Origin of the sequence: Micromonospora sp. AB353 (assembly GCF_049538395.1) — a bacterium.
GTDB classification, from domain to species: domain Bacteria; phylum Actinomycetota; class Actinomycetes; order Mycobacteriales; family Micromonosporaceae; genus Micromonospora; species Micromonospora aurantiaca.
Genome location: NZ_JBMVFV010000070.1, coordinates 1 through 25243 on the forward strand (window position 1 = coordinate 1; position 25243 = coordinate 25243).

At 76.3% G+C, this 25243-nt stretch carries 10 protein-coding genes; 9 read left to right on the forward strand and 1 reads right to left on the reverse strand.

All coding sequences use genetic code 11. From position 1 onward, the window contains the following. From ACPCK6_RS23410 to ACPCK6_RS23450, 9 genes are all read left to right on the forward strand, one after another. Positions 1-1053 (forward strand): FkbM family methyltransferase (locus ACPCK6_RS23410; protein WP_423482227.1); only part of this gene is annotated, 1053 nt, incomplete at its 5' end. Continuing rightward, the gene (locus ACPCK6_RS23415) at positions 1034-2185 is read left to right on the forward strand and encodes a potassium transporter TrkA (protein WP_423482228.1); all 1152 of its coding nucleotides are present in this window, start codon (positions 1034-1036) and stop codon (positions 2183-2185) included. The genes ACPCK6_RS23410 and ACPCK6_RS23415, both read left to right, overlap by 20 nt. Beyond that, positions 2182-3537, forward strand: coding sequence for a DUF6002 family protein (locus ACPCK6_RS23420; protein ID WP_423482229.1), 1356 nt, complete (start codon positions 2182-2184; stop codon positions 3535-3537). The genes ACPCK6_RS23415 and ACPCK6_RS23420 overlap by 4 nt, the downstream gene beginning before the upstream one ends. Continuing rightward, a complete protein-coding gene (locus ACPCK6_RS23425) occupies positions 3534-5864 on the forward strand; it encodes a non-ribosomal peptide synthetase (protein WP_423482230.1) in 2331 nt (776 codons plus the stop codon). Before ACPCK6_RS23420 ends, ACPCK6_RS23425 begins: the two co-directional genes overlap by 4 nt. After that, the gene (locus tag ACPCK6_RS23430) at positions 5861-7510 is read left to right on the forward strand and encodes a beta-ketoacyl synthase N-terminal-like domain-containing protein (RefSeq protein WP_423482231.1); all 1650 of its coding nucleotides are present in this window, start codon (positions 5861-5863) and stop codon (positions 7508-7510) included. Before ACPCK6_RS23425 ends, ACPCK6_RS23430 begins: the two co-directional genes overlap by 4 nt. Further along, positions 7507-10986, forward strand: coding sequence for a non-ribosomal peptide synthetase (locus tag ACPCK6_RS23435; RefSeq protein WP_423482232.1), 3480 nt, complete (start codon positions 7507-7509; stop codon positions 10984-10986). Before ACPCK6_RS23430 ends, ACPCK6_RS23435 begins: the two co-directional genes overlap by 4 nt. Next, positions 10983-13298, forward strand: a complete 2316-nt coding sequence (locus ACPCK6_RS23440) for a lantibiotic dehydratase (RefSeq protein ID WP_423482233.1) — start codon at positions 10983-10985, stop codon at positions 13296-13298. Before ACPCK6_RS23435 ends, ACPCK6_RS23440 begins: the two co-directional genes overlap by 4 nt. Then, the gene (locus ACPCK6_RS23445) at positions 13295-17644 is read left to right on the forward strand and encodes a type I polyketide synthase (RefSeq protein ID WP_423482234.1); all 4350 of its coding nucleotides are present in this window, start codon (positions 13295-13297) and stop codon (positions 17642-17644) included. The genes ACPCK6_RS23440 and ACPCK6_RS23445 overlap by 4 nt, the downstream gene beginning before the upstream one ends. Further along, the gene (locus ACPCK6_RS23450) at positions 17641-22947 is read left to right on the forward strand and encodes a non-ribosomal peptide synthetase/MFS transporter (protein WP_423482235.1); all 5307 of its coding nucleotides are present in this window, start codon (positions 17641-17643) and stop codon (positions 22945-22947) included. Before ACPCK6_RS23445 ends, ACPCK6_RS23450 begins: the two co-directional genes overlap by 4 nt. Here ACPCK6_RS23450 and ACPCK6_RS23455 read toward each other — a convergent pair. Beyond that, on the reverse strand, positions 22915-25230 hold the full coding sequence (locus tag ACPCK6_RS23455; protein WP_423482236.1) for a lantibiotic dehydratase: 2316 nt from the start codon (positions 25228-25230) through the stop codon (positions 22915-22917). The genes ACPCK6_RS23450 and ACPCK6_RS23455 overlap by 33 nt on opposite strands. Positions 25231-25243: the final 13 nt, after the last annotated feature.

Consider the following 25243-nt stretch of genomic DNA (forward strand, 5'->3'; position numbering starts at 1 on the left):
GACGTGCGGCTCGTGGCGGTCGAACCGAACCCGGACACGCTGCCGTACCTGCGCGCCAACCTCGGCCTCTACGCCGGGTCCGCGTCGGTCGTCGAGGCCGCCGTGACCGACGCGGCCGGCACCGCCGAGCTGACCTCGTTCCCCGAGCTGAGCTACCTGTCCGGCCTCGGCGCCGACCGGGCCGGCGCCGCCTCCGACCTGGTCCGGTCGCACTACCGCCACGGCGGCGGCGACGCCGACGAGACCGAACAGGCGGCGCTCCTGGCGGACGCCCGCCGCCGCCTCGCCCCGGTGGCGCACGTGGTGCCGACGGTGACGCTGTCGGACCTGCTGGACCGCCTCGGGCTGGACCGCGTCGACCTGTTGAAGATCAACACCGAGGGCGCCGAGCTGAGCGTGCTGCGCGGGCTGCGCCCCGAGCACTGGCCCCGGATCCGCCAGGTCTGCCTGGAGGTCGAGCGCAGCAGCGTGACCACCCCGCTGGTGCGCGAGCTGCTGTGCGCGGCCGGGTTCGAGGTGCACGACATCGGCGACTGGAACGTCGGCGCGGACGCCGACGTCAGCTACGTCTACGCCGTACGGCCGCAGGAACCACCACCCGCGGCGACGCCGCGGGACGAGCCCACCGACCACCTGCTGACCACCGGGCTGCTCCAGGGCTACCTGGCCTCGGCGCTGCCGCCCGCGATGCGCCCGGACCAGATCGTCCTGGTCGACCGGCTGCCCCGCCTGCCCAACGGCAAGGTCGCGCGGCGGGAGCTGCCACCGCCACCGCCCCGGCCCGCCGGGGTCGCGGCGGAACCGGCCGGTGGCGCCCTCACCGACCGGCTGCGCGAGGCGTGGCGGGCCACGCTCGGCGTCGACGCGGTGCACGACGACGACACGTTCGTCGCGCTCGGCGGGCACTCGCTGACCGCGCTGCGGATGGCGCTGCGGGTACGGGAGATGGCCGGGCTGGAGGTGTCCCCGGCGAGCTGCCTGCGCGCCGGGTCGTTCGCCGACTGGGTCGACCGGGTCACGGAGGCGGGACGCGATGTCAGCCCGGTCCGCTGACGCGCGGCACGTCGTCGTGGTGGGCGCCGGCCGGCTGGCCCGCTCGCTGTGCCACACCCTGGCCGCGACGCCGACCCCGGTGCCGCTGCGCGTGACGGTCCTGGCCCGCGACCCGGACGCGGCGCACGCGCTCGCCCGGGCCGCGCGGGTGCGCGCCACAGTCGCCGGCACCCCCGTCGCCGTCACCGCCCGGCCGTTCACCGCCGAACCCGGCGCCGGCCCGGGGGAGGGGTACGCCGCCGACGCCGCCTCGATGGCCCGGCTCCGGCCCGACGTGCTGGTCTGCGCCGCGTCCGCGCAGTCGCCGTACGAGCGGGTGTCGACGCCGTCGGCCTGGACGGACCTGATCGCCGCGGCCGGCTTCGGGGTGACGCTGGCGTTGCAGGCCGAGCTGGTGTCCCGGCTGGCCGCCGCGCTGGCCGGCGGCGCGCCCGGCGCGACGCTCGTCAACGGCGCGTTCCCGGACGCGGTCAACCCGCTGCTCGCCGCGCGGGACCTGCCGGTGCGCTGCGGCATCGGCAACGTGGCGACGCTCGCCGCGTGCCTGGACGCCGCGCTCGGCCGTCCCGGCCAGCGCCGGCTGGCGGTGCTCGGCCACCACGCCCACCTCGCCGCGCCCGGCCCCGACGACGAGGACACCGCCGAGGTACGCGCCTGGCTCGACGGCCGGCCCGTCCCGGACGTCACCGGCCTGCTCGCCGGCTACCGCGCGCTGCCCCGGCCGGAGCTGAACGCGCTCGCCGGGCACGCCGGGGCCGCCCTGGTGGCGGCGCTCGCCACCGGCGACGAGGTGACGGCGAGCCTGCCCGGGCCGCTGGGACTGCCGGGCGGCTATCCGGTCCGGCTCACCGGCGGCCGGACCGAGCTGCGGCTGCCGGCCGAGCTGCCGGTGGCGCAGGCGGTCGCCTGGAACACCGCCGCCGGGCGCCGCGACGGCGTCGAGGTCGGCGGCGGCCACGTCCGCTACCCGGAGCGCGCCCGGGCGGCGCTGGCGGCGTACCGGCCGGACCTGGCCGGCGGCTGGCACGCGAGCGAGCTGCCCGAGATCGCCCGCCGGTTCACCGCCCTGCGTGACCATCTGCGAACGGTGCCGCCGGCGCCGGCCCGGAGTGTGTTGGAGGAAGCCCGATGACCGTGACCACCCCGGCCACCCGCAACATGATCACCGACTACTACGACGTGATCGCGTCGGCGGTGCGCCGGTGCGGCGCGGTCCCCGGCGACGCGCCCGGCACGCCCGGCTTCGCGCCCGGCTTCGACCTGCCCGAGCTGACCCCGCAGGTACGCGAGTTCTACGCCGCCGCCACGGTCAGCTGGTCCCCGCTGGGTCACTACGGCGGGCACGACCTGACGATGCTCGACCTGACCGCCAACCCGGGCACCCGGACCACGAAGACGTTCGCCTCGATGGTCATCGTCGGCCGCGCGGTGGAGCACATCCGGCGTACCGGTGAGCGGCTGTGCATCGTCACCCCGACCTCCGGCAACAAGGGCGTGGCGCTGCGCGACTCGGTGGCCCGCGCGTACGCGGCCGGGCTGGTGACCCCGGAGCAGTTGTCCATCGTGGTGCTGGCTCCGGCGGCGACCCGGCACAAGTTCCGCCACGACGCGCTCGCCGACGATCCCGCGACCCGTGCGGTCAACCCGCTGCTGCGGTACACCGGCGCGGACCCGGAGGGCGTGAAGGCGCTCGGCCGCGCATTCGTCGACGAGTACGCCGCCACCGCGTACGACAAGCACGGCGTCACCCTCTGGTACACCCTCGACCTGCGCAACTACCTGGTCGCCGACGCCGCCCGGGCCGCGTTCGAGGCCGACGTGTCGCCGGCCACCGGTGCGCGCTGGCACGTGCACGCCGTGTCCAGCGCGTTCGGCCTGCTCGGCTACAACCTGGGCCGCGACGTGCTGGAGGCGGCCGGTGACGCCGACCCGGCCGACCGGCCCGGTTTCCTGCTCGTGCAGCACCTCGGCACGCCGGACATGGTGCTCAGCCTGCGCCACGGTTCGTTCGAGCGGGACCACTGCCCGGCGTACACGCTCGACGAGAGCCGGGGCGTCTGGACGCAGGACGTCGACCTGCGCTTCCCGGCCGTCACCGACGATCCGGCCGAGGTGCTCGACCCGACGTTCTACACCCACCGGCCGGTGACCTCCCCGGCCATGAACGCGCTCATCGAACGGCACGGCGGCGACGGCATCGTGGTGTCGCGGCGCGAGTGCGTCCGGCGCTACCCGGTCGCCCGGCAGTGGCTCGCCGACGCCGGTCTGACCCTGCCCGAGGATCCGGCCCGGCTGCGGGAGTGGTCGATCCTGATGGCGCTGACCGGCGTCTGCAACGCCGTCGACCGGGGCCTGGTGCCGGCCGGGTACGAGATCGTGGTGCACGGCACCGGCAGCTACTGCGACGACTTCCGGATCGCCGAGCCCGACGCCGAGGTCTCCACGCTCGCCGACGTGGTCGCCGCCGTCCTGGACCAGCGGTGAGCCCGCCTCCGCAGCCGCTCGGCCTGCCGCCGCGGCTCGCCGTCCGGGCGCGCGCCGCGGGCGTCGACCCGGCCGCCGTCGTCCTCACCGCCACCGCCCTGCTGGTACGCCGGTACACCGGATCCCCCGTGGTGACGTTGCGGCACGGCGGCGACCCGGTGACGCTCGACCTGACCGCCGACGCGCCGATCCGGGAGTTGTGCCGGTCGCTGTGCCCGGCGCGGCCGGACCACCCGGTCGACGCCACCGTCGAGGTGAGCGCCGACCTGGCCGGCGTCACCGTGTCCGGGCTGCCCGCCGCGTACGCCGACGACCTCCGCGCCGACCTGGCCGAGTTCCTGTCCATACTGGACCCGGACGACCCGTCGGCGGGGGTGCTGCCGTCGGCCCGCTACGAGCGGCGTCCGGTGCCGGACCTGTGGCGGCTGCACGGCGGCGACGGCACCGAGGCCGGCCGGGTACGCGGCGACACCATCCCGGCCGCGTTCGCCGCGGCGGTGCGGGCGTACCCGGAACGGTCGGCGGTGCTCGCCGACGACGCAACGGTGACCTACCGGGAACTCGGCTCGGCAGTCGCCGCGACCGCCGAAGCGCTGGCCGGGCCGGGTGACGTCACGGCGCCGGTGGCGGTGCTGTGCCGCCACGGCGTCGCCACGATCACCGGCATCCTGGCGGCGCTGGCGTCGGGGTCGCCGTACGTGCCGCTGGACCCGGCGTACCCGGCGGCCCGGCTGGCCGCGATGCTGCGCGACGCAGGCGTCCGGGCGATCGTCGCGGACCCCGGCCACGAAGAGCGCGCCGCCACGCTCGCTGCCGACGCCGGGCTGGAGTTGCCTGTCGTGTCGTTGCGCCGGGGTGAGCCCGGCGTGCCGGTGCCGGCCGGGCCCGCGCGTCCGGACGATCCGGCGTACGTGCTCTACACCTCCGGGTCCACCGGGAAGCCGAAGGGCGTGGTGCAGAGCCACCGCAACGTCCTGTTCGGTGTCCGCAACCACGTGCGCAACTTCGCCGTCCGGCCGGACGACCGCACGAGCGTGCTCACCTCGTTCGGCTACGACATGGCGGTCACCGACACGTTCAGCGCGCTGCTGTCCGGCGCCGCCGCCGTCCCGGTCGACGTCCGCACGCACGGCCTCAGCCACCTCACCGGTGCGCTCGCCGCCCGGGGCGTCACCGTCTACCACTCCACCCCCACCGTCTTCCGGTACGTGGTGGCGAGCCTCGGCGAGCACGGGCGGCTGCCGTCGGTCCGCGCCGTGGTCCTCGGCGGCGAGGAGGTCACCCGGCACGACGTGACGCTGGCCCGGCGGGCGTTCGCGCCGGGCGTGGTGTTCGTCAACGGGTACGGCACCACCGAGATCAGCTTCGCCGCGCAGCACCACCTGCCGCCGGACGCCGACCCGGGGCGGGCCGTCGTGCCGATCGGGCACCCGCTGCCGGGCGTCGAGGTGGTGCTGACCGACCCGGCCGGGCGTCCCGCCTGCCTCACCGGCGAGGTGGTGGTGCGGACCCCGCACGTCGCGCTCGGATACCTGGGCCTGCCGGAGCTGACCGCGGCCCGGTTCACCGAGTACGACGGGGTGCGCGCGTACCGGACCGGGGACATCGCGCGGCGGCTGCCCGACGGCACACTCGTCTACCTGGGCCGCGGCGACCGGATGGTGAAGATCCGCGGCTACCGGGTGGAACTGGGCGAGATCGAGGCCTGCCTGGCGGCGCAGCCCGGCGTGGCCCACGCGGCGGTGGTGGCGCGGCGAGGCGCGTCCGGCGCGGGCGAGCAGGAGATCGTCGCGTACGTGGTCGCCGCCGCCGGGACGGTCGTCGATCCGTCGGCACTGCGGGAACGGCTGGCCGCCGTGCTGCCGGACTTCATGGTGCCCCGGGCGGTGGTGACGGTGCCGGAGCTACCGATCGGGCCGACCGGCAAGCTCGACCAGGCCGCCCTGCCCGACCCGGACGCCGGCCGCCCGGACGCCGGAGGACCGGTCACCTCCGGGCCGCCGGCCGGGCCGGTCGAGCAGGCGATCGCGGCCGGCTGGTGCGCGGTGCTCGGACTGACCACAGTGGACCGGATGACGAACTTCTTCGAGGCGGGCGGGCACTCGCTCCAGCTCGCCCTGGTGCAGGGGTACCTGGAGGAACACCTCGGCCGCCGGGTGCCGCTGGCCCGGCTGGTGGAGTTCCCGACAGTGGCGGCGCTGGCCGCGTACCTGGAGACGTCAGGGGACGCCGCGGGCGTACCGGAGGACGGCCGGCTGGCCGCGGTCGGACGCCGGATGGCCCGCCGCGCCGCCGCGCGGGCCGGCGGCGGGGAGGGACGGGCGTGAGCGACGACGACCGGATCGCGGTGGTGGGCCTGTCCTGCCGGGTGCCCGGCGCGGACGACGCACCGGCGCTGTGGCGCAACCTGCTGTCCGGGGTGGACTCGGTGCGCCGGACCCCGGCCGGTGAGGGCGTGCCGGACGGCCCGGACTGGGTGCCGGCGTTCGGCCGGCTCGACGACCTGGAGGGTTTCGACGCGGACCTGTTCGGCTATCCCGCCGCCGCGGCGGCGCTGCTCGACCCGCAGCACCGGCTGTTCCTGGAGGTCGCCTGGCACGCCCTGGAGGACGCCGGGATCGACCCGGACCGCGACCCGGCCCAGATCGGCGTGTTCGCCGGATGCGCGCCCAACCGCTACCTGCACCACCACCTGCTCGGCAACCCCGCGCTGGCGCCGGCGGCGGGCACGCTCGCCGAGGACTGGGACGACGCGCTGACCGGTTCCGGCTGCGACTACCTGCCGACGCGGACCGCGTTCGCGCTCGGGCTCTCCGGTCCGGCCGTGGCGGTCCAGACGGCCTGCTCGACGGCGCTCGTCGCGGTGTGCCAGGCCGGGCAGAGCCTGCTGGACTACCGCTGCGACGTGGTGATCGCGGGCGGCGCGGCGGTGGTCTCCACCCGGCAGGCCGGGTACCGGCTGCGGCCCGGCGGGTTGCTGGCCACCGACGGGGTGTGCCGCCCGTACGACGCCGCCGCCACCGGGCAGGTGTTCGGCAACGGCGCCGGGGCGGTGGTGCTCAAGCGGCTCGCCGACGCCCGCGCCGACGGCGACCACGTGTACGCCGTGCTCGCCGGGTGGGCGGTGAACAACGACGGCGCCGACCGGCCCGGCTTCACCGTGCCGGGCGTGTCCGGGCAGGCGGCGGTGATGGCGGAGGCGCTGGCGTCGGTCGGCTGGGACGCGGCCGACGTGGGCTACCTGGAGGGGCACGGCACCGGCACGCCGGTGGGCGACGCGATCGAGGTGGACGCGCTGGCCCGGGTACGCCGGGGCGCCCGCGCGCCGCTGCTGCTCGGCTCGGTGAAGGGCAACCTCGGCAACCTGGACGCCGCGGCGGGCGTGCTCTCGCTGATCAAGGCCGTGTACGCGGTCCGCACCGGGCAGGTGCCGGGTACCGCGCACTTCACCGCCGCGCACGACGACATCGACCTGGCCGCAGCGGGTGCCGACGTCGGCGCGGAGAGCCGGTCGTGGACGGGGGAGCGGCGCGCGGGCGTCAGCTCGTTCGGCCTCGGCGGCACCAACGCGCACGTCCTCGTCGAGCCCGCGCCCGCGCCGGACGCGGCGGACGCCGGGGCACCCGGCCCGGTGGTGCTGGGTCTGTCCGCGGGCAGCCCGGCGGCGCTGCGGGAACTGGCCCGGCGGCTGGCCGTCCGGCTGGCCGACGGCGACCTGGCGGTGGCCGACGTGGCGCACACGCTCGCGGTGGGACGGCGGCGACTGGCGTACCGGGACGCTGTCGCGTGCGCCGACGCCGGGGAGGCGGTGGCCGGGTTGACCGCGCTCGCGGCCGGCGACCCGGTCGACGGCGACGAGGCAGTCCGCGCCTGGCGCGCCGGTGCCGACCTGCCCGTACCGCCCGGCCGGCGGGTGCCGCTGCCCGGCTACCCGTTCCGGCGGACCCGGCACTGGATCGAGGCGCGACGATGACCGGTCCCGAGCTGCCCTACCCGCAGGAGTGTCTGCCCGACATGGTCGCGGCGCACGCCCGGCGGCGTCCCGCCGCCCCGGCCGTGGTGCAGGGCGACCTGACGCTCAGCTACGCCGGCCTGGTCGGCCGGGCCGCCGCGCTGGCCGCGTCGCTGCGTGCCCACGGCATCGGCGCGGACGACCTCGTCGGCGTCTGCGTGGACCGCCGCCCTGACCTGGTGGTCGCGCTGCTCGGCGTGCAGGCGGCCGGCGCCGGGTACGTCCCGCTCGACCCGGCGCTGCCGGCCGGCCGGCTGCGGGAGCTGGCCGCCGAGGCCCGCCTGCGCGTCGTCGTGGGTACGCCCGCCGCCGAGGCGTTCACCGGCCGGACCGTGCTGGACGTCCCCGCCGGCACCGCGCCCTGGCAGCCGACCCCGGCGACGCTCGGCACCACCGCGTACGCGATGTTCACGTCCGGGTCGACCGGGCAACCGAAGGGCGCGGTGATCGAGCACAGGGCGCTGACCGAGAAGGTCACCTCGATCGCGGAGTTCTCCGGGTTCGACGCGGCGACCCGGTGCCTGGCGTTCGCCTCGATCGGGTTCGACGCGTCGGTGGCCGACATGCTCGCCCCGCTCGCCGCCGGGGGCACAGTCGTGCTCGCCGGTGACGCCGAGCGGGCCGACCCGACCCGGCTCTACCGGATCTGCGCCGAGCAGGCGGTCGACGTGGTGGTGCTGCCGCCGCCGATCCTGCCGCTGCTGGACCCGGGCCGGCTTCCCGGCGTACGGCTTGTCGTCACCGGCGGCGAGGCGACCGGCCCGGAACAGGTCGGCCGCTGGACGGCCGGGGGCCGCCGGTTCATCAGCGTGTACGGCCCGACCGAGGCGACGGTACTGGTGACCTGGTTCGAGGGCAGCGGCGACTGGACCCGGCCCATCCCGATCGGCCGGCCCGCCGCCAACCACCGCATCCACCTGGTCGACGACGAGCTGCGCGAAGTGGGCCCGGGGGAGATCGGCGAGGTACTCGCCGGTGGTCCCGGGCTCGGCCGCGGATACCTCTTCGACGCCGCCCGCACGGCGGCACGGTTCCTCCCGGACCCGTTCTCCGGCAAGCCGGGGGAACGGCTCTACCGCACCGGTGACCTGGCCCGGTGGCTGCCGGACGGGAACCTGGAGTTCCTCGGCCGGGCCGACCGGCAGGTCAAGATCCGCGGGCAGCGGATCGAGCTGGGCGAGGTCGAGGCGGTGCTGCGCCGCCACCCGGACGTCGACCTGGCCAGCGTCCAGGTCCGGGCCGGCGCCGGCGGTCAGGAACTCGTCGCGTACGTGGCGACCGGCCTGGACGCCGCCGAGCTGCGCGACTACTGCGCCCGGCTGCTGCCGCCCGCCGCCGTACCGGCCCGGATGCACACCATGCCCGCGCTGCCGATCACCATCAACGGAAAGATCGACACCGAGCGGCTGGCCGCGCTCGACCTCGCCGCACCGGCTCCCGTGCCGTCCGGCGAGCCGCCCGCCACCGACACCGAACGCCTCGTCGCGCAGGCGTGGGCCGCGCTGCTGGACGTGCCCGCGGTCGGCCGCGACGACGACTTCTTCCACCAGGGCGGGCACTCGATCACCGCGATGCGGCTGGTCGCCGACCTGCGCGAGCGGCTGGGCCGCGACCTCGCCATCGAGGACGTGCTGGTCGGGCGGACGCCACGCGGCATCGCCGCCCGCGCCGACGCCGCCGCCGGAACCGGCCCGGCCCCGGTGGTCCGGGGACGGCCACCGGCACTGTCCCCGGCGCAGCAGCGGCTGTGGTTCCTCGACCGCTACTTCCCGGCCGCCGCGTCCGCGTACAACGTCGCGTTCGCCGAACGGATCACCGGCCCGCTCGACGTGGCGGCGCTCGCCACGGCGCTCACCGCAGTCGCGGACCGGCAGCAGATCCTGCGCTGGCGCATCCCGGAGCGCGACGGCGTGCCGTACGCGGTCGCCGACCCGGTCGCACCGGTGCCGCTGCCGGTACGCGACCTTCCCCCGGGCACGGATCTCGCCGGCCATCTCGCGGCGAGCGCCGCCACACCGTTCGCGCTGGCCACCGACACGCTGTGGCGGGCCGAGCTGATCCGCACCGGCGCCGACGAGCACGTGCTGGCCGTGTACGCCCACCACGCCGTGTTCGACGGCTGGTCCCAGTCACTGTTCTACGCCGACCTCGCCGCCGCGTACCGGGCCGCGCTCGGGGACGGGCCGCCGCTACCGCCGCTGCCCGCCACGTACGGCGACTACGTGGCCTGGCGCGCCGACCGTGCCCGGCGCCGCGCCGCCGCCGACCTCGACTGGTGGCTGGAGCACCTGACCGGGGCGCCTGTGGTGCTGCGACTCCCCGGTGGACGGGACCGGCCGGCCGAACAGACGTACACCAGCGCGACGGTGCGTACCCGGCTGGACCGGGCCGCCACCGCCGCGCTCACCGACCTCGCCGCCGGGCTCGGCGCGACCCCGGCGGCTGCCGTACTCGCCGCGTTCGCGCTGGTGCTGGCCCGGCGTACCGGCCTGCCCGACCTGGTGGTCGGCACACCCACTGTGGACCGGCGGGCCGCCGACTTCGAGGCGATGGTCGGCTTCTTCATCGAGATCGCGCCGCTGCGGCTGCGCCGGACGCCCGGGGCCGGCTTCGCGGCGCACGTCCGCGCCGCCTGGGAGGAACTGCTCGCCGCGCTCGCCCACCCGGAGGCACCTGTCGAACGCATCGTCGGCGGCCTCGGGCTGGGCGGCCTGCTCGACCGCAGCCCGCTGGTACAGGTGCTGTTCAACATGTACACGTTCGACGAACCCCGGCTGGACCTGGCCGGGCCGGCCGCCGAACCGGTGCCGGTGCCCGCGCCCGGCTCACCGTTCGACCTCACGCTCTACGGCGTCACCCGGGACGGGCGGCTGCGCGTGGAGATCGTCTTCAACCCGGACGTCTACGGCGAGGCCCTGATCACCGACGTGCTCGCCGACGTCGAGCGGTTGCTGCGGGCCGGCGTCGCCGACCCGGAGCGGCCGGTGGCCGAGCTGCCCGCCTGGACCGCCGTCCCGGCCGGAACGGCCGGCGACGTGCCGCGGGCCGCCCGGGTGAACCGGGCCGGAGGCCGCGCCGGAGTACCCGCCGTCCGCCCGGCCACCGCCACCGAACGGCGGATCGCCTCGGTCTGGTGCGACGTGCTCGGCGTACCGGAGGTGGGCGCGACGGACAGCTTCTTCGACGTCGGCGGCGGCTCGCTCGCGGTCGCGGTCGTACAACGGCAGCTCAACCGGCTGCTCGGCACGAACCTGCGGGTCGTGGACCTGTTCCACCACCCGACCGTCCGCGCGCTCGCCGCGCACCTGGACAGCCTCGGTGCGCCGTCGTCCGGCGAGGACGCCGAGGACGAGGCGGTGGAACGGGCGGCGCGCCGGGGCGCGCTACGCCGCCAGCGGGTCCAGCGCCGCCCGGTGGTGGAGGAGGAGCCGCGGTGACGTACCTGGTCCCCCTCGGCGACACCGGCTGGTCGGTGTGGCGGGACGTGCTGCTGCGCAGCGCCGGGTTCCCCGCCGACGGACTGGACCGGTTCGCCGCGCCGGACTGCGCGGACGCCGCCGACCGGCACCTCACCGGCGAGCTGGACGAGACGGCGTTCGCGGCCGCGTACGCCACCGCCGTCCGGGCGTCGTCGGCGGCGTTGTGCGGGATCGCCGCCGATCCGCTGTTCCGCGAGGCCGTCGCCTGGCAGAACCCGGAGGCGATGGTGGCGCTGGACGGGCTGCTCCGCGACGGCCCGGACGCACCCCGCAACGTCCGCCGCCGGGGCCGGGAGAACGTCGTCGCCGGGTACTGGCAGCGCTACGTCGCCAAGTGCGAGACCATCGGCTTCTTCGGGCCGGTGTGCTGGGGCACCGTGGCACCGGGCGCGCCCGGCGTCACCGCTGTGCCCGGCCCCGGGCTGCTCCGCCGCCGCGCCGTCCACCTCGAACACTGGGCGCTCGCCGCGTACGCCGACCGGCTGGCCGCCGACCCGCAGGTCCGGCAGTGGCTGGCCCCGGTCCGGGCGCCGCACGTCCACCTGGCGGGCCGGGTCGTGCACCGGCCCGCCCAGCGCCCGGAACCGGTGTCGCTGAGCGAGTCGACAGCGCTGTGCCGGTGCGACGGCACCCGCCCGGCCCGGGACGTCGTCGACGACCTGGTGCGCGACGGGCAGACCGGTGTACGCCGCGCCGAGGAGGGGTTCCTGCTGCTCGCGCAGCTCGTCGAGCGAGGGCTGCTGCGCTGGGACTTCGACCTGCCGCAGGGCTTCGCCGCGCAGGACCACCTGCGGGAGCGGATCGCCGCGATCGGTGACACGGAGTGCCGCACGTGGGCGCTGGCCGGGCTGGACCGGCTGGCCGCCGCCCGCGCCCGGGTCGCCGACGCCGCCGGTGACCCGGCCGCGCTCACCGGCGCGCTGTCCGCCCTGGACGCCGAGTTCACCGCGCTCACCGGGCTGCCGCCACGCCGGCGGGCCGGGCAGAACTACGCCGGGCGGGCGCTGTGCCACGAGGAGACCGCACGCGACGTGGACCTCACCGTCGGCGGCGGCCTGCTCGACTCCCTGGCCCCGGCGCTGGACCTGCCGCTGCGGGCGGCGCGCTGGCTCACCGTCGAGCTGGCCACGGCGTACGGCGACGCGCTGCGCGACCTGTACGACGACCTGAGCGGCGACGGGCCGGTCCGGCTCGGTGACCTGTGGTTCGTCGCGCAGGGGCCGCTGTTCGGGCCCGGTGACCGGCCGGTGGACCGGGTCGCGGCCGCGTTCGCCGACCGTTGGGAGCGGGTGCTCGGACTGGCCGGACTGCCCGAGGGAACGACCCGGGTGGAGTTCGCCGCGGCCGAGCTGGCGCCCCTGGTGGCCGACGCGTTCCCGGCGACCCGCCCCGGCTGGAGTGCGGGCCGGGTGCACAGCCCCGACCTGCAACTGTTCGCCGAGTCACCCGAGGCGCTGGCCGCCGGTGAGGTCGGGGCGGTGCTCGGCGAGCTGCACGCCGCGTACGCCACGTTCAACGCCGAGCTGTTCACCCACTGCCACCCCGACCTGGACCGGCTGCGGCGCGCGTACGCGGCCGACCTGGGCCCGGTACGGCTGCGCCCGCTCTACCCGGTCGGCTTCCCCCGCGTCGGCGGGCGGCTGTCCGCGTCCCTGCACGGGCCGGACGACCACCGGCTCGCGTTCGCCGACGCGCCCGGCGCGCCGCGCGACCGGCTCGTGCCGGCGAACGCGGCGATCGTGTCCGAGGTGGACGGCGACCTGGTGGCGACCGGCCCGGACGGCACGCGCTGGCCGCTGGTCGAGGTGTTCTCCGACCTGATCGCGGTGCACGCTGGCGATGCGTTCAAGCTGATGACCGACCGCCCGCACAGCCCCCGGGTGACAGTCGGCCGGCTGGTGCTGGCCCGGGAGACGTGGCGCACCACCGTCGGGGCGAGCGGCCTGGCCGACGCCGTCGACCAGGCGCGCCGCTACCTCGCGGTACGCCGCTGGCGGGCCGCGCTGGGCCTGCCGGAGCGGGTCTTCGTCCGGGTGGCCACCGAACTCAAGCCCACCTACGTGGACCTGACCAGCCCGCTCTACGCCAACCGGCTCTGCCTGCTGCTGCGCGCCGCCCGGCGGGCCGGCGGCGACGACGTGGCGGTGACCGTGTCGGAGCTGCTGCCCGCGCTCGGGCAGGCGTGGCTGCCCGACCGCGCGGGCCGCCGCTACGTCAGCGAACTGCGCCTGCACATCAGCGATTCGGCCGAGCCGGAGGTCATGGCGTGAACGAGACAGTGGAGCCGATCGCGATCGTCGGGCTCAGCCTGCGCGTGCCGGGGGCGGCGTCGGCGGAGGAGTTCTGGCGCAACCTGGTCGTCGGTGCCGAGTCGCTCACCCGGTTCACCCGCGCGGAGCTGCTGGCCCGGGGCGTCCCGGTGGAGCAGCTCGACGACCCGGCGTACGTGCCGGTGGCCGCCGTGCTCGACGGCGTGGACCGGTTCGACGCGGAGCTGTTCGGGCTGAGCCCCCGCGACGCGGAGCTGACCGACCCGCAGCAGCGGCTGTTCCTGGAACACGCGCACGCCGCGCTCACCGACGCGGGCTGCGACCCGGCCCGCTACGACGGTGAGATCGGCGTGTACGCGGGCGGCAACGCCGACCTGTACCAGTGGCTCCACGTCCGGCGGAACCCGCGGGCGCTCGCCGACGCCGGTGAGCTGCGCGTGTCGCTCGGCAACAAGCCGGACTACCTGGCCAGCACCGTCGCGTTCCGGCTCGGCCTGCGCGGCCCGGCGATGACGGTGCAGACCGCCTGCTCGTCGTCGCTCGTCGCGGTGCACCTGGCCGCCGAGGCGCTGCGCAGCGGCGAGTGCGACACGGCGCTCGCCGGCGGCGTGTGCGTGGAACTGCCGCACGGCGTCGGGTACGTCGCCGACGAGGGCTACACCTCCGCCGACGGGCACTGCCGCCCGTTCGACGTGGTCGCCGACGGCACGGTCTACGGCAGCGGCGTCGGGGTGGTCGTGCTCAAGCGGCTCTCCGACGCGCTCGCCGACGGCGACGACATCCGGGCGCTGGTCATCGGCAACGCGGTGAACAACGACGGGTCGGCAAAGGCGAGCTTCACCGCGCCGAGCGTCACCGGCCAGGTGGAGGTGGTCACGCAGGCGCTCGCCGTCGCCGGCGTCGCCCCGCGTTCGGTCGGCTACGTCGAGGCGCACGGCACCGGCACCGTCCTCGGCGACTCGATCGAGCTGGCGGCGCTGAGCACGGCGTACGGGCGGCGCATCGCCGAGCGGGGCTGGTGCGGCGTCGGCTCCACGAAGGCCAACATCGGTCACCTCAGCGCGGCCGGCGGCGTGATCGGCCTGATCAAGACCGTCCTGTCGATGCGGCACCGGCTCATCCCGCCCACCGTCAACCACGACCGCCCGCACCCGGACATCGACATCGAGGCGAGCCCGTTCTACGTGGTGTCCACGCTGACCAAGTGGGAGCCCGAGGACCAGCGACCGCTGCGGGCCGGCGTCAGTTCGCTCGGCCTCGGCGGCACCAACGCGCACCTGGTGCTCCAGGAGGCGCCGCCGCGCGTACCCCCGGAGCCGGATCACGGCGGCGGCGAGCTGCTCCAGGTGTCCGCCGCGACCCCCGACGCGCTGGCCGCCGCCTGTGCCCGGCTGGCCGAGCGGCTCACCGGCGCGCCCGATGTGGAGCTGCGCGACGTGGCGTACACGCTGCGGGAGGGCCGGCCGGCGTACCGGCACCGGGCCGCCGTCGTCGCCGTCGACCGGGCCCGGGCCGCGGCGGCGCTCACCGACCCGAAGCGCCGTGCCGCCGGGGACGCCGCGACGCCGCCCCGGGTGGGTCTGCTCCTGCCCGGCCAGGGCGCGCAGCACCCCGGCATGGGCGCGCACCTGGCCGCGACCGAGCCGGTGTTCGCCGCCGCCGTGGACGAGTGCGCCGCGATCCTCGGCTGGGACGCGAACGAGATCATCTTCGACGCCGGGCCCGGCGCGGACGATCGGCTGGCCGGACCGGCGGTGGCGCAGCCCGCGCTGTTCGCCGTCGAGTACGCGCTCGCGGCACTGTGGCGGCACTGGGGCGTCACGCCCGCCGCGATGATCGGCCACTCCGTCGGCGAACTGGTCGCCGCGACCCTGGCCGGGGTGTTCGACCTGCCGGACGCGCTGCGGCTCGCCGCCGCCCGGGGCCGCCTCGTGCAGGCCGCGCCGGAGGGCCGAATGCTCGCCGTGCAGCGCGGCGCCGACGAGATCGCGCCGCTGCTGCCCGACGGTGTCGCGGTGGCGATCAGCAACGGCCCGCACACCTGCGTGGTGGGCGGCGCACCGGAACCGGTCGCCGCCGCCGAGGTCCTCCTGCGCGAGCGCGGCATCGGCTGCACGCCACTGCGGTCGCCGTACGCGATGCACGTGCCGCTGCTGGCGGCGGTGCGCGACGAGTTCGCGGCGCTCGTGGCGGCGGTGCCGCGCCGGACGCCGGACCTGCCGGTGTTCTCGGCGGCGACCGCCGCGCCGTTCACCGACGAGCAGATCACCGACCCGGCGTACTGGGCCGACCAGCTCTGCCGGCCGGTGCGGTTCGGCGCCACGGTGGCCGCGCTCGCCGCGACCGGCGCCGCCGACGACTGGCTGCTGCTGGAGTGCGGCCCGGGCCGGCAGCTCGCCGGTCTGGCCCGGCTCAGCCTGCCGGCGGGGGCCCGGTCGCCGCTGCGCACGCTGCCCGCGCCGGGGGAGCGGCTGACCGGCAGGCAGACCGCGTACGAGGCGGCGGGCCGGCTGTGGACGGCCGGGGTGCCGGTGCGGGTGCCCGCCTCCGGCACGCCGCGCCGGGTGCCGCTGCCCGGCTACCCGTACCAGCGCGCCCGGTACTGGATCGACCCGGAACCGGTGGCCGTGCACGTCGAACCGGCCACCGACGAGCGGTACGACGACGGCGTGGTCGAGGTGCCGGTCTGGCGCCAACTGCCCGACCTCGCACCCGCCGAGGCGCCCGGCCCGCTGCTGCTGTTCGCCGCCGGTGAGCGCGGCACGGCGCTCGCGGACCGGCTGCGCGAGCGCGGCGCGGACGTCACTGTGGTCCGCCCCGGACCGGCCTTCGCGGTCCGCCCGGACGGCTACCGGCTGCGCCCGGCCGGCGTCACCGACCACCAGCGCCTGCTCGACGAGTGCGCCGACGACGGCCGGGCCGCCCGGATCGTGCACGCGTGGGCGCTCGACGGCGACCCGGCCGGCCCGGACGCCGACGCCGTGGCGGCGGCCCAGGAACACGGGTACCTCGCGCTGCTGACCCTGCTGGAGGCGTTGCCGGCCGCCGACGTGACGCTGGACGTGGTGACCGCCGGGACGGCCGACGTGACCGGCACCGACCTGCTGCGCCCGGAACACGCCACAGTCGCCGGGGTGGTGCGTTCGGTGCCGCTGGAACGACCGGGCCTGCGTTGCCACTGGGTCGACGCCGACCCGGCCGACCCGGGCGCGGACGCGCTGGCGGACGAACTGCTCGGCGCCGAGCGGGCCGATGCGGTCGCGCTGCGGCTGGGCGGGCGCCGCTGGACCCGCGGGTTCGCGGCGGCGCCGGCGCGCCGGCGTACCGGGCCGGCACTGCGCGACGGCGGGCGCTACCTGATCACCGGCGGGCTGGGCCGGATCGGCGGGGCGTTCGCCGCCGAACTGGCCCGCCGGGGCGCCCGGCTGGTGCTGGTCGGCCGGACCGCCCGGCCGGACCTGGTCGAGGCGCTGGAACGGGCCGGGGCGCAGGTCCGGCACGTGCGCGCCGACGTGACGGACGTGGACGCGCTGCGGGCGGTACGCGCCGGCATCGAGGACGACCTCGGCGGACTCGACGGCATCGTGCACGCCGCGCGGCTGCCCGACACCGGGCTGTCCGCCGGGTCGCGGCCCGCTGAGGCGACCGCCGAACTGCTGCCGAAGGTCACCGGCACGCTGGCGCTGCGTGCGGTCTTCGGCGACCTGCCGCTCGACTTCGTGCTGCTCAGCTCCTCGGTCACGGCGCTCGCCGGTGGCCTGGGCCGCGCCGACGACACGGCCGCCAACGCGTTCCTCGACGCGTACGCGCGCAGCCCGCACGGCTGGCGGGCCCCTGTGGTGTCGGTGGCCTGGGGCGCGTGGCGGGAGGAGGGCGTACCCGACCACGACGGGCTGGCCCCGGACGCGGCGGTACGCGCGGCGTGCCGGATCCTTGCCGAGGGGCGGACCGGCTCGGTGGCGGTCGGCGCCTACACGGTGGAGGCGGTCGCCGGGCACGAGCGGCGGCTCGCCGCGACCACGGCGGCCACCGCCTCGACGGTGACCGCCGCCGACGGCGACCTCACCGCCACCGTCGCCCGGATCTGGCGCGACGTGCTGGGCGTGGCCGAGGTCGGCCCGCACGACGACTTCTTCCGGCTCGGCGGCACCTCGCTCGTGGCCGCGCAACTGGTGCTGCGCATCCGGCAGGCGGTGGGCGCCCGGCTGTCCATGCGGGTGCTGTTCGACGCGCCCACCGTCGCGGCGATGGCCGCCCGGATCGAGTCGCTGCGCGCCGCCCCGTCCGCCTCCGCACCGGCCGAGGCGCCCATCCCGCGCCTGCGCCGGCCGGGACGGCCGGGATGACCGAGTCCCGCCACGACGTCACGCCGGTGGACGACGTCTACACCGTTCCCGCCTCGTACGCCCAGGAGCGGGTCTGGTTCACCGCCCAGCTCAGCCCCGGGCAGCCGCTGTTCACGATGACCGACGCGGTCACCCTGCCAGCGGGCGCCGGGCCGGAGCAGGCGCTCGCCGCGCTGCGGACTGTCACCGACCGGCACGAGGCCCTGCGCACCACGCTGCGCCTGCACGACGGGCGGCTCTACCAGGACATTCACCCCACGGTCCCGGTGGAGCTGCCGGTCACCGACCTGTCCGCGCTGTCCGAGCCGGAGCGGGACGCCGCCCGCGCCCGGATCGTCGCCGAGTACGCAGGTCTCGACCTGCCGATGGACACGGCCCCGCTGTGGCGGGCCCGGCTGCTGCGGCTCGACCAGCACACCTGGTGGCTGCTGTTCGCCGGGCACCACGTCATCCTCGACGGCACGTCCCTGCTCCACCTGCGCGCCGAGCTGACCGAGCTGTGCGCCGCCGCCGTCGCGGGCCGCGCGCCGGACCTGCCCGAGCTGCCGATCCAGTACGCCGACTACGCGGCCTGGGAACGCGACCGCCTCGACGGCCCCCGGTGGGACGAGCTGCGCGAATACTGGCGGGAGGCGCTGACCGGCCTGCCCGCCGTGCACGCGCTGACCACCGACCGGCCGCGCCCGGCGACCCTCACGTTCGACGGCGCCGACGTCCGCCGCACGCTGCCCGGCGACGTGACGGCGGCGCTGCCGGAGCTGTCCCAGCAGGCCGCCGCCACCCCGTTCATGGTGCAGCTCGCCGCCTACGTGGCGCTGCTGCACCGGCTGTCCGGAAGCGACGACGTGGTGGTCGGCATGCCGGTGGCCGGCCGGGACCGGGCCGAGCTGGAACCGCTGCTCGGCATGTTCATGAACATGCTGGTGCTGCGCGTCGACGTGTCGGGCGATCCACCGTTCCGGACGCTGGTCCGCCGGGTCCGCCGCGTCGTGCTCGACGCCTGGGACCACCAGGACATGCCGTTCCAGAAGCTCGTCGAGGATCTGGCGGTACGACGCGACCCGGGCGTGCCGCCGCTGTACCAGCTCACGTTCCACCACCTGCCCACCGGCCGGGGCGAGGCGTTCGGCGGCGCCATGGACGACCTCTCGCTGGAGATCGCCGGGGACGAACTGCGGCTGGAGTACCGCACCGCGCTGTTCGAGCGTGCCGCGATGGAGGCGTTCGCGGACCGCTACCTGCTGCTGTTCGCCGCCGCCGTGGCGGCGCCCCGGACCCGGGTCAGCGCGCTGCCGGTCATGCCGGACGCCGAGCACACGGCGGTCGTGACCGGCTGGAACGCCACCGCCGCGCCGGTGCGCCGGACCACGCTGGCGGAGCTGTTCGACGCCCAGGCCCGCCGCACGCCGGACGCGGTCGCGCTGGTCGACGGCGACACCCGGATGACGTACGCCGAGTTGTCCGACGCCGCCGGGCAGGTGGCGTCGCGGCTGGTCGCGCACGGCGTGGGACCGGAGTCGGTGGTCGCGATCCACGAGCCCCGCTCCCGCCGCCTGATCGCCGGGCTGCTCGGCATCCACCGGGCCGGCGCGGCGTACCTGCCGCTGGACCCGGACCACCCGCCGCAGCGGCTGGCCTTCATGCTCGCCGACGCCGGCGCCGGGGTGCTGCTGGCCGACGAGCTGCCGGACGGGCTGACCGTCCCGGGCACCGTGCTGCCGCTGACCGCGCCGGACCGGCCGCGCACCGCCGCCGGCACCGCCGCCGGACCGGGTAACGCGGCGTACGTGATCTACACGTCGGGCTCCACCGGGCGGCCGAAGGGGGTGGTCAACGAGCACGCCGCGATCGTCAACCGGCTCGACTGGATGCAGGACGCCTTCACGCTCGGACCGGACGACGCGGTGCTGCACAAGACGCCGATCGGGTTCGACGTGTCGGTGTGGGAGGTGTTCTGGCCGCTGCTCGTGGGCGCGCGGCTGGTCCTCGCCGCGCCGGGCGGGCACCGCGATCCGGCGTATCTGCGGGAGCTGATCGAACGCGAGCGGATCACCACAGTCCACTTCGTGCCGTCGATGCTCGACGCGTTCCTGTCCACTGCCGACCCCGGCGGACCCGGCCGCTGCGGGTCGCTGCGGCGGATCGTGTGCAGCGGCGAGGAACTGCCCGCCGACCTGGCCCGCCGCGCCGTGACCGCGATCCCGTCCGCGGCGCTGCACAACCTGTACGGACCCACCGAGGCGGCGATCGACGTCACCGCCTGGGCGGCCACGCCCGAGGCGCTGACCGGCGTGACCCGGGTGCCGATCGGCGGGCCGATCCGCAACGTCCGCACGTACGTGCTCGACGAGGCGATGCGGCCGGTCCCGGCCGGCGTGGCCGGGCAGCTGCACCTCGGCGGCGTGCAGGTGGCCCGCGGCTACCTGAACCGCCCCGGACTCACCGCCGCCTCGTTCGTCCCCGACCCGTTCGGCGAGCCCGGCGGGCGGCTGTACGCCACCGGCGACCTGGCCCGCTGGCGTACCGACGGGACGCTGGAGTTCCTCGGCCGCATCGACGACCAGGTGAAACTGCGGGGCCTGCGGATCGAGCTGGGGGAGATCGCCGCGGTGCTGCGCGAACAGCCCGGCGTCGGCTCCGCCGCCGTCGTCGTGCGCGGCGCCACGCCCGCCGAGCAGCGTCTCGTGGCGTACCTGACGGGGGAGGCCCCGGACCCGGCGCAGCTGCGGGCGGCGCTGAAACGGCGGCTGCCGGAGTACATGGTGCCGTCGGCGTTCGTGACGCTCGACGCGCTGCCGCTGTCCGCCAACGGCAAACTCGACACCGCCGCGCTGCCCGCACCCTCGTCCGGGGTCGCCCCCGCGCAGCGCCGTCCCCCGGTGACCCCGGTCGAGCATACGGTGGCCGCCACCTGGCGCGACGTGCTCGGCGTGCCCGAGGTCAGCCTGGACGACGACTTCTTCGAGCTGGGCGGGCACTCGCTGCTGGCGATCCGGATGCTGGCGCTGCTGCGCGAGGCGTACGGGCAGGTCGACGTCGGTGTGATGGACGTGTTCGCGCACCCGACGGTGCAGGGGCTGGCCGCGCTGATCGACGCCCCGGCGGACGGGGACCGGCAGCGTCCGCTGCTGTACGAGCTGACCCGGCCGGTCCCGGGGGACCAGCGGGTGCGCTCGTACGTGTGCGTGCCGTACGGCGGCGGGCTCGCCAGCATCTACCAGCCGCTCGCGGACGCGCTGCCGGCCGGGCACACGCTGTTCTCCGTGGCGATCCCCGGCCACGACGTCGGCGTCCGCGACACCGAACTGCCCTTCGACGAGCTGGTCGAGCGGTGCGTGGCCGAGATCGAGGAGCGGGTGGACGGCCCGCTGGTCCTGTACGGCCACTGCGTCGGCGGCGCGCTGCTGACCGGCATCGCCCGGCGTCTGCACGAGCGGGGACGCCCGATCGAGGCGATCTACGCCGGGGGCGTGTTCCCGACCGCCCGGCCGGACAACATGCTCGGCCGGCTCGTCGACTGGGCCGACTCGCGGGGCGCGGACCGGCGGTACGAGACGTTCCTGCGCTCGATCGGCGCGGAACTGGCCGACCTGGACCAGGCGCAGGTCGACCGGTTCGTCCACCACGTACGCCGGGAGGCCGCCGAGGCGCAGGAGCGGTTCACCGAGTGGCTGGACGGCGAACCGGTCCGGGTGCCCGCACCGGTGATCTCCGTCGTCGGCACCCATGACGTGCTCACCGAGTACTACGAGGAGCGGTACCGCGAGTGGAGCTTCCTCGGCGAGTCCACCGCCCTCGTGGTGCTGGACGAGGCCGGGCACTACTTCGTCAAGCAGCGGGCCGAGGCGCTCGCCGAGGTGCTCACCCGTACCCATCCCCGGCTCGCCGAGCCGGCCGCCGCGCCGCGCCGCCTCGCCGGTGACGGCTGGGCACTGGCGGCCACCAGCACCGATCCGGTCACCGCCGAGACCGGCGTGCAACCGGGCGTACGCCGGTTCCTGGCGATCACCGCGAGCCAGCTCATCTCGTCGACCGGCTCGGCGCTGACCCAGTGGGCGGTGCCGGTCTGGGTCTACCTGGAGACCGGCTCGATGCTGTGGTTCGGCCTGTCCGGGGTGATCGCGTACCTGCCGGCGCTGCTGACGCTGCCGGTCGCCGGCGCGGTCGCGGACCGGTTCGACAGGCGCCGGGTGCTGCTGGCCGCGTGCGCGACGGCGGTGACAGCGGAGGCGCTGCTGGCGCTGCTGCTCTGGACCGACCGGCTCGGGCTGGCGGCCGTCTACACGCTCGTGTGCGTGCTCGGCGCGGCGTCGGTGTTCCAACGCATCACCTACCTGGCCGCGATCCCGCAGGTGGTGCCGAAGCGCTACCTGGGACACGCGAACGGCATCGCCCAGCTCGCCGTCGGGCTCAGCTCGCTCGCGGTGCCGCTGCTGGCTGCGGGCCTGCTCGCCGCGATCGGCCTGGCCGGCGTCCTGGTGATCGACATCGTCAGCTACGTGGTGGCGATCGGTGTGCTGGCCGCGGTGCGGTTCCCCGACCTGCTCGGCCGGCGGCGCAAGGAGCCGTTCCTGGCCGAGCTGATCGGCGGCGCGCGGATGGCGTGGGCCGAGCCGGGCTTCCGGGCCATGCTGGGCTTCTTCTCGCTCTACAACCTGTGCCTGGCGAGCCTGCTGCTGGTGCCGCCGATGGTGCTCGCGTTCGGCACGATGGGTCAGGTCGGCACGGTGGCGTTCGCCGAGGCGCTCGGCGCCGTCCTCGGCGGGCTCGCCATCGCGGTGTGGGGCGGCCCGACCCGCCGCCGGATGCCCGCGCTGATCGCCATCGCGTTCGGTGTGGCGGTCAGCCTGGTGCTCAGCGGCGTCCGCCCGAGCCTGCTGCTGGTGGCGCTCGGCAGCTTCGGCGTCGGGCTGGGCCTGGGCCTGCACAACGGCATCTACCTGTCGATCATCCAGGTGAAGGTGCCGCAGCGGTTCCACGGCCGGGTGCTGGCGATCATCCAGACGCTGACCTGGGCGACGCTGCCGCTGGGCTTCGCCGTGCTGGTACCACTGAGCGGGTCGCTGCTGGAACCGATGTTCGCCCCCGGCGGCGCGCTGGCCGGCAGCGTCGGCGCGCTGATCGGCACCGGTCCGGGCCGGGGACTCGGGTTCGCGTTCGTGGTGTCCGGGCTGGCCCTGGCCGTGGTGGCGCTCGGCGCCTACGGTGTCCGCCGGCTGCGCCTTTTCGACACCGAGACCCCCGACGCGCCGGCGGACGCCACCGAGTGGCTACCGCACCTGCGCCGGGTCGACGATCTGTAGCCGCAGTTCCGAGGCGTACGCCCGGCCGGCCCCGTCGGTCAGCCAGGCGTCGTCCGGGCCGGGCAGCAGCTCGGTGACGGTGAGTCCGACGCCGTCGCCGCCCTTGGCGTGCGCGCCGCGCAGCAGCGTGCACAGCAGCCGGGTGTAGACGCCGCTGGTCAGGTCCACGTAGCTGGGTTTGAGTTCGGTGTCGACCCGCACGAAGATCCGCTCGGGCAGGCCGAGCGCGAGCCGCCAGCGCCGTACCGCGAGGTAGCGTTCCCGCTCACCCTTGACCGTGTGCAGGCCGGTCCCGCCCACTGTGGTGCGCCACGTCTCGCGGACCAGCACCAGGTCGTCGACCGTGACGCGCGGCGTGTGCCCGGCGTTGCCGGCCAGCTTCCACGTGTCGAACACCTGGTAGTCGAACAGCGGCGCGAACACCTCCAGCAGCGGCCACCGCCGCCCGTCGTCGGCGTGCGCGGTCAGCGTGCCGTCGTCGTCCGGCCGCACGGTCAGGGCGGTGATGGGCACGAGGCGGTCCGGGTCGGCGCCGGGCGCGTCGACGAACCCGAGCTGGGCGTCGGCGGGCCCGTGCAGCCATTCCGCGATCCGGGCGGTGTGCCGGGGCCAGTCCGCCGGCGACAGCAGCCGGACCCGGCCGCCGGGCAGGTCGGCGCGCATCCCGTCGCGCAGCTGCTGCGGGTCCGGGTGCCCGTACGCGAAGAAGTGCGTGTCGAACGCGGCCAGCGCCACGTGCAGCTCGCCGAGCACGACGGTGAAGTCCCCGCGCAGCAGCGCCGCCTCGTCCGGGGCGCACACGTGCACGTCCGGGCTGTGGATGCGGGCGGCGGCCCAGCCGGGCGCGTCGGCGGGGAACGCGGCGGCGACCCGCTCGGTCAGCTCGGCGGCGTCGAACCGCAGCTCCCGGGCGTCGGAGGCGGCGTCGGCCAGGCCGAGCACCGTCGCCCACCGGTTCAGGAACTCGGCGGTGACGGCGGCGGCGGGCGGGTCCGCCCCGAACACCACCGCCTGCGCCAGGAACCACAGGTCGGCCACCGGCACGTCGTCGGTGGCCGACTCCGCCGCCAGGTCGCGGTACAGGGCGGCCAGCGCGTCGGCGTACGCCTGCCCGATCGCCGCGGTGAGCCACCGCGCCGACAGCAGCAGCGGTTCCAGCGGCGCGAGCCGTTCCAGCAGCGCGTCACCGAAGCGGACGTCCAGGTCGCGGACCGTCTCCAGGTGGCACAGCGTGCGTCCCGCGTACACCTCGCCGGGCTGCTGCCGCGCGTCCCGTCCGGTCAGCTCCACGAACCGCCGGTCCAGCGCGGACATCGCGGCGGCCAGCGCGTCCGGGCCGTCGGCGGCGGCCACCGCGTCGCGCAGGTCGCTCACCGTCGCGAGGTCGCCGAGCACCCGCTCGCGCACCGTGTCGTCGCCGATCGCGGCGAGCTGCTCGCGCAACGCGTCCTCGGCGGTGAGGTCGACCGGCAGGTCGAAGCCGATCCGCAGCACGCCGCGCCCGGCCAGGTCGTCGAGCTGCGCGTGCACGTCAGCGGCCCGGCGGAAGCCGCTCGCCGGGTCCGCGCGCAGCGCGGCGACCAGGTCGGCCACGCGCGGTCCGCGCCGCGCCAGCGTGAGCAGCGCGGCGGTCGCCGCCGGGAGCGTCTGCGGTGGATGGTGCGGGCGCCGCAGCACACGGTCGCGCAGGCTCAGGTGCGGGGCCAGCCGGACCGGCAGCCAGTCGCGCACGCCTGGTACGCGGGCGAAGGCCTCCGCGAGCGCGTCCAGGCCCCACCGCTCCAGGAACACCTTCCGGGTACGCGTCAACGCCGCGCCCTGACGCACCGTCGCGATCGGACCGGTGCCGCCCAGCTCGGTCCAGCAGATCGGGCCGAAGAAGCCCACCGTGTCGTTCTTCAGGCAGTACCGCTGCCAGTACTTCGCGATCACCTCCTCCCGGTGCCGCCGGCGCAGGTTGCGCGGGGCCTGCGGGCCGTCGCGCCGGATCGCGTCGACGGCGAGCAGGACCGCCGGGTTCTGCCAGGTCAGTGCCGTACGGAAGGCGTCGTCGCAGGCGATGTCGTAGACCGCCTGCCCGAGGCCGGCCGCGGCGGCGTCGAACGCCGCGGCGAACTCCGCGGCGTCGCCGTCCCCGCGCAGGTGCCGGTCGGCCGCCTCCGCGAGCGCCGGAGCGGCGAACCGGTTCATCCCGTCGGCCGGAAAACCGGCCGACCGGAGCAACGCGGAACGCCATACGTGCCAAGGGGTTCCGGGCAGGGACGTGAGATGCTCTCGGGGCATGGGGGAATGGTAA